13 protein-coding genes are annotated in these 12,316 nt (G+C 72.4%); 10 read left to right on the top strand and 3 right to left on the bottom strand.

From position 1 onward, the window contains the following. Positions 1-43: 43 nt before the first annotated feature. The 5 genes from JMJ55_RS13100 to JMJ55_RS13080 all read left to right on the top strand — a co-directional run bounded on the left by JMJ55_RS13100 (position 44) and on the right by JMJ55_RS13080 (position 4,356). A complete protein-coding gene (locus tag JMJ55_RS13100; protein ID WP_202825986.1) occupies positions 44-1,009 on the top strand; it encodes an aldo/keto reductase in 966 nt (321 codons plus the stop codon). After that, positions 1,006-1,899, top strand: coding sequence for a DMT family transporter (locus JMJ55_RS31915; RefSeq protein WP_328702622.1), 894 nt, complete (start codon positions 1,006-1,008; stop codon positions 1,897-1,899). Before JMJ55_RS13100 ends, JMJ55_RS31915 begins: the two co-directional genes overlap by 4 nt. A 76-nt stretch (positions 1,900-1,975) precedes the next feature. Beyond that, positions 1,976-2,515 carry a ferritin-like domain-containing protein gene (locus tag JMJ55_RS13090; RefSeq protein ID WP_202825985.1) on the top strand — a complete coding sequence of 180 codons (540 nt, stop codon included), beginning with the start codon at positions 1,976-1,978 and terminating at the stop codon, positions 2,513-2,515. Between the two features lie 258 nt (positions 2,516-2,773). Further along, positions 2,774-3,502, top strand: coding sequence for a metal ABC transporter ATP-binding protein (locus tag JMJ55_RS13085; RefSeq protein ID WP_202825984.1), 729 nt, complete (start codon positions 2,774-2,776; stop codon positions 3,500-3,502). After that, on the top strand, positions 3,502-4,356 hold the full coding sequence (locus tag JMJ55_RS13080; protein ID WP_202826082.1) for a metal ABC transporter permease: 855 nt from the start codon (positions 3,502-3,504) through the stop codon (positions 4,354-4,356). The genes JMJ55_RS13085 and JMJ55_RS13080 overlap by 1 nt, the downstream gene beginning before the upstream one ends. Positions 4,357-4,360: 4 nt before the next feature. Here JMJ55_RS13080 and JMJ55_RS13075 read toward each other — a convergent pair whose 3' ends face one another. Beyond that, complete coding sequence (locus tag JMJ55_RS13075) at positions 4,361-5,218, bottom strand: hypothetical protein (protein WP_202825983.1); 858 nt, start codon at positions 5,216-5,218, stop codon at positions 4,361-4,363. Between the two features lie 108 nt (positions 5,219-5,326). Continuing rightward, on the bottom strand, positions 5,327-6,295 hold the full coding sequence (locus tag JMJ55_RS13070; RefSeq protein WP_202825982.1) for a transglycosylase SLT domain-containing protein: 969 nt from the start codon (positions 6,293-6,295) through the stop codon (positions 5,327-5,329). A gap of 164 nt (positions 6,296-6,459) precedes the next feature. Here JMJ55_RS13070 and JMJ55_RS13065 point away from each other — a divergent pair, with 164 nt between their 5' ends. From JMJ55_RS13065 to JMJ55_RS13050, 4 genes are read left to right on the top strand one after another with little or no spacing between them, the layout of a single operon-like run. Beyond that, entirely contained in the window at positions 6,460-6,816 is a 357-nt protein-coding gene (locus JMJ55_RS13065; RefSeq protein WP_202825981.1) for a RidA family protein, read from the top strand. Further along, the gene (locus JMJ55_RS13060; RefSeq protein ID WP_202825980.1) at positions 6,816-7,889 is read left to right on the top strand and encodes a potassium channel family protein; all 1,074 of its coding nucleotides are present in this window, start codon (positions 6,816-6,818) and stop codon (positions 7,887-7,889) included. Before JMJ55_RS13065 ends, JMJ55_RS13060 begins: the two co-directional genes overlap by 1 nt. 16 nt (positions 7,890-7,905) lie before the next feature. Further along, complete coding sequence (locus JMJ55_RS13055; protein WP_202825979.1) at positions 7,906-8,907, top strand: NAD-dependent epimerase/dehydratase family protein; 1,002 nt, start codon at positions 7,906-7,908, stop codon at positions 8,905-8,907. Positions 8,908-8,923: 16 nt separating this feature from the next. Further along, complete coding sequence (locus tag JMJ55_RS13050; protein ID WP_202825978.1) at positions 8,924-10,060, top strand: DegT/DnrJ/EryC1/StrS family aminotransferase; 1,137 nt, start codon at positions 8,924-8,926, stop codon at positions 10,058-10,060. Between the two features lie 12 nt (positions 10,061-10,072). On the opposite strand, the gene pdxR is transcribed toward JMJ55_RS13050, so the two are convergent. Next, entirely contained in the window at positions 10,073-11,581 is a 1,509-nt protein-coding gene (pdxR, locus tag JMJ55_RS13045) for a MocR-like pyridoxine biosynthesis transcription factor PdxR (RefSeq protein WP_202825977.1), read from the bottom strand. 94 nt (positions 11,582-11,675) lie between these two features. Here pdxR and JMJ55_RS13040 point away from each other — a divergent pair, with 94 nt between their 5' ends. Next, positions 11,676-12,299: an FMN-binding negative transcriptional regulator gene (locus JMJ55_RS13040; RefSeq protein ID WP_202825976.1), complete on the top strand. Its 624-nt coding sequence runs from the start codon at positions 11,676-11,678 to the stop codon at positions 12,297-12,299. The last annotated feature ends 17 nt before the right edge of the window (positions 12,300-12,316 follow it).

The following is a 12,316-nucleotide window of genomic DNA, read 5'->3' as shown; positions in this document are numbered from 1 at the left end:
TGCGGCGTCTATCCTCCCCCCCTTAAACCGGGAGGGCGCCTTGATGGAACAGCGGGTCTTGGGTCGGACGGGGCTGAGGGTCTCGGTGCTGGGCTATGGCGCCGGCGCGGTCGGCGGGCTGATGGTCCGCGGCAGCGCGGCGGATCAGGAACGCTCTCTCGCCCGGGCGCTGGAGGCCGGGATCACCTATGTCGATACCGCCCCCGCCTATGGCAATGGCGCCTCGGAGCGGAATCTCGGCCGGGTGCTGAAAAGCCTAGGCGCCCGGCCGGTGCTGGGCACCAAGATCCGCCTGCCAGAGGCCGCGCCGCGCGACATCGCGGGCGCCATCACCGCCTCGCTGGAGGCGAGCCTGCAACGGCTCGGCCGCGACCATGTCGATCTGTACCAGTTGCACGACCCGATCGGCGTGGCGGAGGGCTATGCGGTCGAGGAGGTGCTGGCGGAGGCGGTGCCGGCCCTGCAACGCCTGCGGGATGGGGGGAAATGCAGCTTCCTCGGCATCACCGCCCTCGGCGCCACGCCGGCCCTGCGGCAGGTGCTGGAAGCCGGGGTCTTCGACACCGCGCAGATTCCTTACAATGCCCTCAACCCTTCCTGGCTCGGCACCCTGCCGCCCGGGCTGCCGGGCCAGGATTTCGCCCGGCTCGGTGAGCGGGCCTCGGGGCAGGGGGTGGGGCTGATCGGCATCCGCATCCTCGCCGCCGGCGCCCTGTCCGGCGAGGCCGCCCGCCACCCGGTCGCCATGCCGGAAGTGGCGCCCATCGCCTCCGCCCCCGACTACGCCACCGACCTGGCCCATGCCCGGCGGCTGCTGCCGCTGGTCGAGGCGGGGGAGGCCGCCTCCCTCGCCGAGCTCGCCATCCGCTTCGCCATCACCCCGGCGGCGATGGGCACGGCGCTGATCGGCACCGCCTCGCTCGACCAGCTGGAGGCCGCCATCGCCGCCGCCGAGCGCGGCCCCCTGCCGCCCCCGGTGCTGGAACGGATGGCGGCCCTGCTGGCGTGAGCGGGGCCGCACCGTCCGCCCGCCTCGCCGTCTTCGGCTATCTCGGCATCACCGCCGTGGCCTGGGGCCTCAACTGGCCGGTCATGAAGCTGCTGATGCTGGACTGGCCGCCCTTTGCCTTCCGGGCGCTCGCCGCCTCCGGCTCGGTGCTGCTGCTCACCCTGATCGCGCTGGCGCAGCGGGAGGCGCTGCTGCCCCGGCCGGAGCAATGGGGGCGGCTCGCAGTGGCGGCGCTGCTGAACGTCACCTCCTGGCTCGGCCTGGCGCCGCTCGCCATCCTCTGGCTCGATGCCTCGGAGGCGGCGATCATCGCCTATACCATGCCGGTCTGGGCGACGATCCTCGCTTGGCCCTTCCTCGGCGAACGGCCGGGCTGGCCGCGCTTCGCTGGCCTCGCCCTCGGGCTTTCGGGCGTGACGCTGCTGATGGCGGGAAGGCTCAACCTCGATGCCGGGGTGATGGCGGGGAAGCTGCCGGGGGTGCTGGCCATCCTCGGCACCGCGCTGCTCTTCGCCTGCGGCACCATCTGGACCAAGCGCTTCCCGGTCGCCATGGCGCCGGTGCCGCTGGTCGCCTGGCAGATCGCCATCGGCATGCTGCCGGTCGCCGCGGTGGCCCTGGCCTTCGAACGGGTGAGCTTCGCCGCGATCCGGCCGCTGGGCTGGGCCTGCCTGCTCTATGCTTCGGTCATCGGTCAGTGCCTCGCCTATCTCGCCTGGTTCCGGGCGCTGAAGCGGCTGCCGGCGGGAACCGCGGCGCTCGGCTCGCTGCTCGTCCCGGTGATCGGCGTGCTCGGCAGCGCGGCCCTGCTCGGCGAGGCGCTCGGGCCGCGGCAGCTGCTGGCGCTCGCCCTGACGCTCTCCGGTGTCGCACTGGCTTCGCGTGGTTGAGACGTTGCCGTGACGCAGGCAACTCCGGGCCTCGCCGGCCTTTCCATCCGCATCACCGCACCATGGAGAATGCCGGATGAACAATGAGATCCGCGAGATGCTGGTCGCCCAGCTGAAGGACATCTACAGCGCCGAGAAGCAGGGCGCCCGCAACATGCAGCGCATCGTCCGCAAGGTCTCCGCGCCGGAGCTGCGCGAGGCGCTGACCATGCATGTCGAGCAGACCCAGTCCCAGGTCGAGCGCGTCGAGCAGGCCCTCGACGAGATGGGCGCGCGCCCGGGCCGCAAGGTCTGCGAGGCGATGCGTGGCCTGGTCGAGGAAGCGCAGCACGAGCTGGAGGAGTACGAGAAGGGACCGATCCTCGACATCGTCATCGTCGCCGCGACCCAGAAGATCGAGCATTACGAGATCGCCTCCTACGGCACCGTCGCATCGCTGGCGAAGGCGCTCGGCGAGGAGAAGGTCGGCCAGATCCTCGGCGAGATTCTCGAGGAGGAGAAGCAGACCGACCTCAAGCTGACCGAGCTGACCCAGTCGGCCCTGATGCCGATGGTGATGCAGGCTGGCGAGGCGGCGAACGACGCCAAGGGCGGCGCGAAGCGCAAGGCCTCCTAAGGCCCCACGAAGCCACTGCGCGGCTCCGCGGGGAGCGCGGTTCGCGCTCGTGCCCCGCGCTTCGGCATCCCTTCCGCGGCCAAGCCGCGGCAGGGTTCCAGGGGGTAGCGGCGGCTGGGGTGTGATGTTATCTCATAACATCATGTCCTGGCCCCTCCGCGACCCCCTCGACCTTGCTGCCGGCGCCGGCGCCCGCCTGGGGCTGGCAATGGCGGTTGCGGCCGGGCTCTGGCTCGCCGTTGCCTGGGCCATGGCGGCATGAGCCCCGCCGAGATCCGGCTGGCCGACCTCACCGTCAGCCATCAGCGCCGCCCCGCGGTGCATCACCTCTCCGGCCGCTTCGCCCCCGGCAGCCTCACCGCCGTGGTCGGCCCCAATGGCGCCGGCAAATCCACCCTGTTGCGCGCACTGGCCGGGCTGCACCGCCCCGATGCCGGCCGGATCGAGGGTGCCGCCGGACAGGTCGCGCTGCTGCCCCAGGGCACGGCGCTGGACCGCGCCTTCCCGCTCGCCTGCCGCGACGTCGTGCTGTTCGGCCTCTGGGCCGAGACGGGTGCCTTCCGCGTCATCCCCCGCGCCGGGCTCGACCGGGCCGAGGCGGCGCTGGAGGCGGTGGGCCTCGGCGGCTTCGCCCGGCGTCCGGTCGGCAGCCTTTCGGCCGGCCAGTTCCAGCGCCTGCTCTTCGCCCGGCTGCTGCTGCAGGACGCGCCGGTGATCCTGCTGGATGAGCCCTTCAACGCCCTCGATGCCCGCACCGCCGCCGAGCTTCTGGCCCTGGTGAAGCGCTGGCATGGCGAGGGCCGCACCGTGGTCGCCGTGCTGCACGACCTCGACCTGGTCCGGCGCGACTTCCCCGAAACCTTGCTGATCGCCCGCGACCCCATCGCCTGGGGCCCGACCGGCGAGGTGCTGACGGCCCCCAACCGCCTCCGCGCCCGGATGATGGCCGAGGCCTGGGCCGAGCAGGCGGAGGCCTGCGCCGCCTGATCCTGCAGCCCTTCCTCGAATACGGCTTCCTGCGCCGGGCGCTGGTGGGCTGCCTCGCCCTCTCGGTCGCGGCGCCGCCGCTCGGCCTGTTCCTGATGCTGCGGCGGATGAGCCTCACCGCCGATGTGCTGGCGCATGGCATCCTGCCCGGCGTCGCGGCCGGCTTCCTGCTGGCCGGGCTCTCCCTGCCGGCCATGGCGGCGGGCGGCCTGGTCGCGGGGCTGCTGGTCGCGCTCGGCGCCGGCGCTCTCTCCCGCGCGACGGGCGGGCGGGAGGATGCCTCGCTCGCCGCGCTCTATCTGGTGGCGCTGGCGGCGGGCGTCGCCATGGTCTCGCTGCGCGGCGGGGCGGTGGAGCTGACCAACCTGCTCTTCGGCAGCGTGCTCGGCGTGGATGACGGGGCGCTGCTGCTGATGGCGGGGGCGGCGACGCTGACGCTCGCCGGGCTGGCGCTGGCCTGGCGGCCCTTAGTGCTGGAATGCTTCGATCCGGGCTTCGCCCAGGCGGTCGGTGCCCGCGGTGCCCTCTGGCATCTCGGCTTCCTGGCGTTGGTGGTGCTGAACCTGCTGGCCGCCTTCCAGGCGCTGGGCACGCTGATGGCGGTGGGGCTGATGATGCTGCCGGCCATCGCGGCGCGGCACTGGTCGCGGACCTTGGGCGGCATGACCTATGCGGCGGTCGGAATCGCGGCCCTCGCCAGCTTCGGCGGGCTGTTGCTGTCCTTCCATGCCGACCTGCCGGCCGGGCCGGCGGTGGTGCTTTGCGCAGGACTGGGTTGGGCGGTCTCGGTGCTGCTCGGCCCGGTGGATGGGCTGGCGGCGCGGCTGCTCCGCCGCCGCCATCTCTCCGGCTAGGCGGCTACTCTTGGTTCAGGATGCGGGCGATCAGGCCGCGGCTGCGGAGCTTGCGGTTGAACTGCTGGGCCGTCTGCGCCTCGCGCTCCGCCTTCTCGGCGCGGCGTCCGGCCTCGCCGAGCTTCACCTGGAATTCGGCCAGCGCATGCTCGCGCTTCTCCAGCGCCGCCTTGGCCTCGCGCAGCCCTGCCTCGGCGGTGGCGAGCCGGGTCTCGGCCGCCTGGGCCCGCGCCTCGGCGGCGGCGATCCGGGTGCGGCCCTCGGCCTCCGCCGCATCGCCCCGCTGCCGCTCACGCAGCAGCTGGTCGCGCAGTAGGGTCAGCGCCTCGGCGAAGAGCCGGGTCGCGGCGGGTTCAGGCGAAGGGGTCGGGGGGGCGGCAGGTGGTTGGATGGCGGGCGGCTCGACGGTGGGGGCCGTCCGGGCCTCGATCGGGGCGGGTTGGGGGGCCGCCGGCTCCGGCGTGGTGGGCGCGGTTTCGCCGAGCAGCCGGCTCCAGCCGGACTCGCGCAGCGCCTCGGCTGCCTTCAGCACGCCGGTCGGCTGGACATTTGCCTTGAGCTGCGCCGCCCAACCCCCGCCGGGGGCCGGGGCGGGCGCCGGTTCGGCCGGCGCGGCGCCGCCCTGCAGCATCTTGGTCCAGGCGGAGTCCTGCACCGGCTCGGCCTGAGGCGGGGTGGCGCCCGGCATCAGCTTGGCCCAGGCAGCCTCGCGCTGTTCGGGCGTGGTGGCGGCGGAGGCGCCCTGGAGGATCTTGATCCAGGGTGATTCCCGCACGGGCGCAGCCTCGGCCGGCTTCTGGGCCTCGCCGAAGGAGCCCAACCCTTCCGGTGCCAGGGTCAGCAGCTGCTTCCCGCCGTCCATGCCGTCCTCCGGAACAAGCCTGGTGAAGTATTCGTGATATCACCGATTACGCAAGCTTGTCCCGCCTTGCAAGACTTTAGCGACAAATGAGCAAGCTGCAGGCGCGGATTACCGCGCCGCCAGGGTCAGCGGCGCCGGCTCGCGCTGCTCCGCCAGCATCCGCCCGAAGCCGGCATGCACCTCGGCGAGGCTCAGCCGCCGCCCGCTGCCGCGTTCGAGGAAGACGCCCGGATTGGCGGCGATGCTGTCCGCCCCGAGGACGTCCGCTGCCGGCCGGCCCGGCGCCCGGTCCAGTTCTGTCAGGAAACGCCGCGCGCCGAAGGGGCCCAGCATATGCGTGGCATAGAGTTCGGTCGGCCCCGCCGGCCGGCCGAGCATCGCCTGCAGCGCCGCCTGTTCCTGCGCCAGCCGCTCCGCCGCCATGACCGCCGAGAGGCGGGGATTGTCCCGCAGTGCCAGGATGTAGCGCAGGTCGCGCGGCCGCTTGGTGGTGATGGCGCCGGTCTGCGGGTCGGTCGAGAGGCTCGCCGCCTCCCGCGCCAGCCCATGCCGCGGGCCGAAATCCCGCACCACCTCCAGCCAGGTGGCGACGGTGAATTGCATCAGCCCGCGGGCCGAGGAGGCGCTGTTGCGGGCGCGGTGGCCGAACCGGCTTTCCTGCCAGGCGATCGCGCGCAGCAGGGTGGAATCGGTGCCGGTCACCCGGCTCGCGCCATGCAGCGCGGCGGCGACGGTCGGGCTCGGCTGGCCGGGGGCGGTCGTGACGGTGGTGGTGGGCAGCACGACCGGCGCCGGCCGTGCCTGCTGCGCCGGCCGCGGCCGGGCCGCCACTTGGCGGCGCGGCATCGGTCGGGCCGAGGTGCGGGCGGCCACGGGGCGGGCCACGGGACGAGCCACTGCAGCGGCTGGCTTCGCCTGGCTGCGCGCTGCGGCGGGCCGCGCCGAGCGGGCTTCGGCCTCCGCATCCGGCATGACGCAGGAGAGCGCCCAGGCGATGGCGAGGAAGGCCGGCCGCAGCCGGCGCGCAAAGGGGGTCTGCGTGTCGCCGGGGGCGGCACGGGGAGTGCTTTCGAACAAGAGGATGATCTCCCTGGGGGTTGGGAGCACGGGGGCGTGTCAACAGGCTTTACGCAGCCGGAGGCCTTGCGTTGCGCCGCCGGCGGCGCTTCCCTCAGCCTGTGGCCCGCCTGCGGCCAGCGGCCTATGCTCCGCCCTCGCGATGACGCAGGGGGAGAAGGGTGATGACAATTCGGCGATTGGCGGAGGAAGGGCGGCTCTCGGGCGCCGTGGCCCATGGCGGGCTGGTCTATCTGGCCGGGCAGGTGGCCGATGACAGCAGCCTCGATGCCGAGGGCCAGACCGCCGACATCCTGGCCCAGATCGATGCCCTGCTGGCCGAGGCCGGCACCTCCAAGGCGCATCTCCTCACCATCACCGTGGTCCTGGCCGATATCGCCGATGCCCCGGCCATGAACCGCGCCTGGGACCGCTGGCTGGATCCGGCGGCCAAGCCGGCGCGCATGACCATCCAGGCGCCGCTGGTCGATCCTGCCTGGCGGGTCGAGATCACCGGCATCGCCGCCCTGCCGGCCGGGTGATGCGGTGGGCCCGCCGCACGCCGCGCGGCTTCCTCACCGCCTTCGGGATGTCGCTCGGCCTGATGCTGCTGGTCGCCGGCGGCGTCGCCGATCGTGGCGGGACCTTCCCGCTGGTCCTGCTCGGCGCCTCGGCCCTGGCGATCGGGGCGCTCACGCTGCTCTTCCCGCATGGGCCGCAATTCGCCCTCGGCACCACCAACGGGCTGGCGATGTATGCCTGCCTCTTCGTCGTGCTCGGCCGCGCCGGCTTCCCGGACGCGACGGACTGGGCGCGGGCCATCGCCTTCCTGTTGCCGATCCTCGGCTTCGTCGGGGCCTGCGTCATCCGCCGCCGCGTCCTCAGCGCCTGGGCCGAGGAGGAGGAGGCGGCCGACCTCGCCCATCTGCCGCGCTTCGCCCGCTGGCTGGCGGTGACCGGGCTGGTCGGCGTGGTCTCGCTCAGCCTGCCGATCAACCGGCTGGATGCGGCGGGGCAGGGCGTGGCGCTGATCTGCGCCATGGGCGCGATCGGCCTGGTCAGCGCCATCGCGGTCGGCGATGTGGTGCGGCTGCTGGTCGATATCGCCGTGATCTTCCGCGTCGTGACCCGCCGGCTCTCCCGCCTCGCGGTGCCGATCGCCGCCTATTCCAGCCTCTGGGCGCTGCTGACGGTGGTGTTCGGCTGCCTCTACCGCATCGCCGACGGCCTGTCCTCGGCCCCGCTCTATACCAGCACCCAGGGGCCGGTCCGGATCGACTTCTCCGACGCGCTGCATTTCAGCGTCGTCACCCTCTCGACCGTCGGCTATGGCGACATCATCCCGCTGGATGACGGAATCCGCCTGCTGGCCGGCATCCAGATGCTGCTCGCCCAGCTCCTCCTGCTGTTCGGCTTCATCGAGATCATGCGCGGCAGCCGCGCCGGCCTGCCGGATGCCGGGGCCGAGCCGCCCGGTCACGCATCCGTTGCCTCTCGTACACATCATTCCACGGTTGCCGAAGGTCTTGCGCATGATGCGCTGGCGGGCGAGCACCGCCGCGACTTTGCCGGGGATGAGGCGCGGTTCCGCCGCAATCCCGGCCCAGGCTTATGACTAGAGGATAGAACCGATGACTGAGGCGGAACGGGCGGCCTTCTGGCAAGGCAAGCGGGTGCTGGTGACGGGTGGCGCCGGCTTCCTGGGCAGCGCGCTCTGCCATGCGCTCTCCGCGGCCGGCGCGCGGGTGACGGCGCTGGATGCGATGTTCACGGATGGCGGCGCCAATATCGCCAATCTGGAAGGCGCCGGCGTGCTGCTGGTGCGGGGCGATATCCGCGATGTGGAGCTGAACACGCTCTGCCAGGATATCGACGTGCTGTTCAACATGGCGGCCCAGACCAGCCATATGGGCGGCCAGAAGGACCCGGTGGCCGATATCGCCATCAACGCCGTCTCCCAGGTGCGGCTGATCCAGGTGATGCGGGAGGCGGCGCCCCAGGCCACCGTCGTCCATGCCTCCACCCGGCAATTCTACGGCCGCCCGCTCTACCTCCCGGTGAATGAGCTGCATCCGGTCAACCCGCCGGACGCCAATGGCGTCTCGAAATGGGCCGGCGAGCAGTATTGGCTCCTGGAGCAGCGCGTGCTCGGCCGCCCGGTCGTCTCGCTGCGGCTGACCAATTGCTACGGCCCGCGCCTGCGAATCCGCGATGCCCGCCAGACCTTCCTCGGCATCTGGATTCGCCAGTGCCTCAGGGACGAGCCCTTCGAGGTCTGGGGCGGCGAGCAGCTCCGCGACCTCACCTATGTCGATGACGTGGTGCGCGCCTTCCTGGTCTCGGCCGAGCAGGCCGCGCGGCCGGAGGTCGCGGGCCGCGTCTTCAACCTGGGCGGCTCCCCGCCCGCCAGCCTGACCGAGCTTGCCGACCGGCTGATCCGGGCCAATGGCGGCCGTGGTCACTACCTGGTGAAATCCTTCCCCGCCGATCGCGCGCCCATCGACATCGGCAGCTATCACGCCGATGACCATGCCTTCCGCGACGTGACCGGCTGGCAGCCGCTGGTTGGGTTGGATGAGGGGCTGGCCCTCTCGCTCGACTGGTACCGCACCCGCCTGGCCGATTACACCTGAGCCGCAGGACACCGTCATGAACGCCACCAACAGCATCATCGCCCAGGCCGATCCCGGCGCCGGCTACCGCGCCCAGCAGGCCGAGATCGATGCCGCCGTCGCCCGCGCCCTCGCCTCGGGCTGGTACATCCTCGGTAAGGAGGGCGAGGCCTTCGAGCAGGAATTCGCCGCCTGGCTCGGCACCAGCCGCGCCGTCGGCTGCGCCAATGGCACGGATGCGCTGGCGCTGATCCTCCGGGGCCTCGGCATCGGCCCGGGCTGCACCGTCGCCACCGTCTCCCACACCGCGGTTGCGACCGTCGCCGCGATCGAGATGGCGGGCGCCACGCCGCTGCTGCTCGATATCGATCCCGACACCTACACCATGGACCCGGACGAGCTGGCCGCGGTGCTGGAGGACCCGCCGCCGGGCCTGCCGCCGATCCGCGCCGCCATCGCCGTGCACCTCTATGGCCAGGCCTGCGACCTCGGCCCCATGCTGGCCGCCTGCGAGCGGGCCGGGGTGGTGCTGATCGAGGATTGCGCCCAGGCGCATGGCGCGACGCTCGGCGGGCGGAAGCTCGGCACGCTCGGCCGCGCCGCCGCCTTCTCGCTCTATCCCACCAAGAATCTCGGCGCGCTCGGCGATGGCGGCGTGCTGGCGACCGATGACTTTGAACTGGCCGAGCGCATCGGCGCCATCCGCCAATATGGCTGGCGGGAGCGCTACGTCTCCTCCCTGGTCGGGGTGAACAGCCGGCTCGATGAGATCCAGGCGGCGATCCTGCGGGTGAAGCTGCCGCGGCTGGATGACGGCAATGCCCGCCGGCAGGCCATCGCCGCCGCCTATGACGCGGCGCTGGCCGGCGGCCCGCTCTCGCCCCCGGCGCGGCGGGCCGATGCCGGGCATGTCTTCCACCAATATGTGCTGCGCAGCCCGGACCGCGCCGCGATGCAGTCCCGCCTGCGCGCCGATGGCGTCGGCACCGGCATCCACTACCCGGTGCCGGTCCATCAGCAATCCGCCTATGAGGGCCGCATCGCCCTCGGCCCCGCCGGCTGCGCCGAGACGGCCCGGGCCTCGCAGGAGGTGTTCAGCCTGCCGATGTATCCGGAGCTGACGGATGAGCAGGTGGAGCGGATCTGCGGGGCGCTGCGGAACCTGGCGGGGTAGGGGCTTCACGCGTCATGGCCGGACTTGATCCGGCCATTTCCCGCCGCGCGCCGGGGCATCACCCCCTGCCGCGGCGAAGCCTTCCAGCACGGCCCCAAGCCGCTGCACCCCCCGCTGGATGGCCTGCTCATCGAGGCTGGCATAGCCCATCACCAGCCCCGCCGCGCCAGGCCGGGCCGCCAGCGGGGCAGGGGCGTAGAGCGGAGTGACGGGATAGAGGCCGAGGCCCGCATCCCGCGCCCGGGCCAGGAGACCCTCCTCCTGCTCCCTCGGCACCCGGTTCAGCCAGATGACGACATGCAGCCCGGCATCGGCGCCGACCACGGTCACCGCATCGCCCAGGGTGGCGGAGAGGGCGGCCAGCAGGGCGGCGCGGCGTTCGCCATTCCGGCGGCGGACGCGCCGGACATGCCGCTCATAGGCACCGCTCCCGATCAGATCCGCCAGGGCCTCCTGTTCCAGGTCGGGCGTGTGCCGGTCCATCAACCGCTTCGCCTTGGCGAAGGCCGGATGCAGCGCCGGGGGAAGGACGAGATAGCCGAGGCGCAGCCTCGGCGAGAGCGTCTTGGAGACGGTGCCGAGATAGATGACCCGCCCGGTGTCATCCAGGGCCCGCAGCGGCGGGACCGGGGCGATGTCGAAGCGGTATTCGCTGTCGTAGTCGTCCTCGATGACATGGGCGCCGCTGCGCTGCGCCCAGGCCAGAAGCTCCCGCCGGCGCGTGGCCGACAGGATGCCGCCGAGCGGGAATTGATGGGATGGCGTCGCATAGGCGAGCCGTGCCTCGGGCAGTTCCCCGGTCAGCATCCCCTCCCGGTCCACGCCGATGGGGACGACCTCCGCCCCGGCCGCCTGGAAAACCTGGCGCGCCAGGATGTAGCCGGGATTCTCCATGAGAACCCGGTCGCCGGGGTCGAGCAGCAGCCGCGCGCAGAGATCGAGCCCCTGCTGCGAGCCGTTCACCACGACGATCTGTTCCGCCTCGCAGCGCAGCCCGCGCGCCCGCCACAGATAGCCCTGCAGGGCGGTCCGGAGCTCCGGCGCGCCCTGCGGATCGCCGTAGCGGAGACGCGGGCGGCGGCGCAGGAGGGCGGCGCCGACGGCCCGCTTCCAGGCGAGCATGGGAAAGTCGGCGCCGGCGACGTCCCCGTAGCGGAAATCGGCCACCATGCGGGCGCTGTCGGCGAGGGGTGGCAGGTCGAACGCTGCCACCCGCCGGCCATAGGCGGACAGGCGCTCGGGAGGCGCGGGCGCTCCGCCTGGTGCTGCTGAGGGAGGCGCGGGGCCAACGCCCTGTGCCACGCGGGTCCGCGCACCCTGCCGCGCCTCCAGATATCCCTCCGCGATCAGCTGCTCATAGGCGGCGGTCACCGTCGTCCGTGACACGCCCCACTCCGCCGCCAGTGCCCGGGTCGAGGGCAGGCGGGCGCCGGGCCCGAGCAGGCCGCTGGCGATCCGGCCCTTGATCGCCTCGCCGATCCTCCAGGTGACCCGTGCCTGGGCAGCGGTGTCTGGTGCCATGGCGCTGAACTGGCCCAATGATTTTGCCGGAAACTGGATGTTCCTTGTGGTCCAGCTTGAGGGCAAGGTCCAGGCCAGCCCAGGAGGCCCACCCATGTATGTCCCGCCCGCCTTCCGAGAGGATGACCTCGCCGCCCTGCATGGCACGATGCGGGAAGCGCGCCTGGCCAATCTCGTCACCGCCACGGCGGAGGGCCTGATCGCCACGCCGCTGCCGCTCTTCCTCGCGCCGGAAGAAGGCCCCTACGGCACGCTCTATGGCCACCTCGCGCGTGCGAACCCGCAGTGGAAGCTGCCGCCGGCGGGCGACGCCATGGCGCTGTTCATAGGACCGGAGGCCTATGTCAGCCCCGCTTTCTATCCGGCCAAGCGGGAGCATGGGAAAGTCGTGCCGACCTGGAACTACCTCGCCGTCCATGCCTATGGCCCGGCCGAGTTCTTCGAGGATGCCGACCGCCTGCTGGAGGTTGTCACGCGGCTGACCAACCTGCACGAACAGCGCCGCGCCGAGCCCTGGGCCGTCACGGACGCGCCCGCGGAGTTCATCCGCGCGCAGCTGAAGGGGATCGTCGGCCTGCGCCTGCCGATCACCCGCATTGAGGGCAAGCGCAAGATGAGCCAGAACCGGAATGCTGCGGACCGGGCGGGCGTCGCGGCCGGGCTCGCCGCGAGCGACCAGCCTGCCGACCGCGCGGTGGCGGCACTGATCCCGGGCTGAGGACGACCAGACGACAG

Source organism: Belnapia mucosa (assembly GCF_016775475.1).
Lineage (GTDB): Bacteria > Pseudomonadota > Alphaproteobacteria > Acetobacterales > Acetobacteraceae > Belnapia > Belnapia mucosa.
This window is presented reverse-complemented; position numbering and strand designations above follow the sequence as displayed.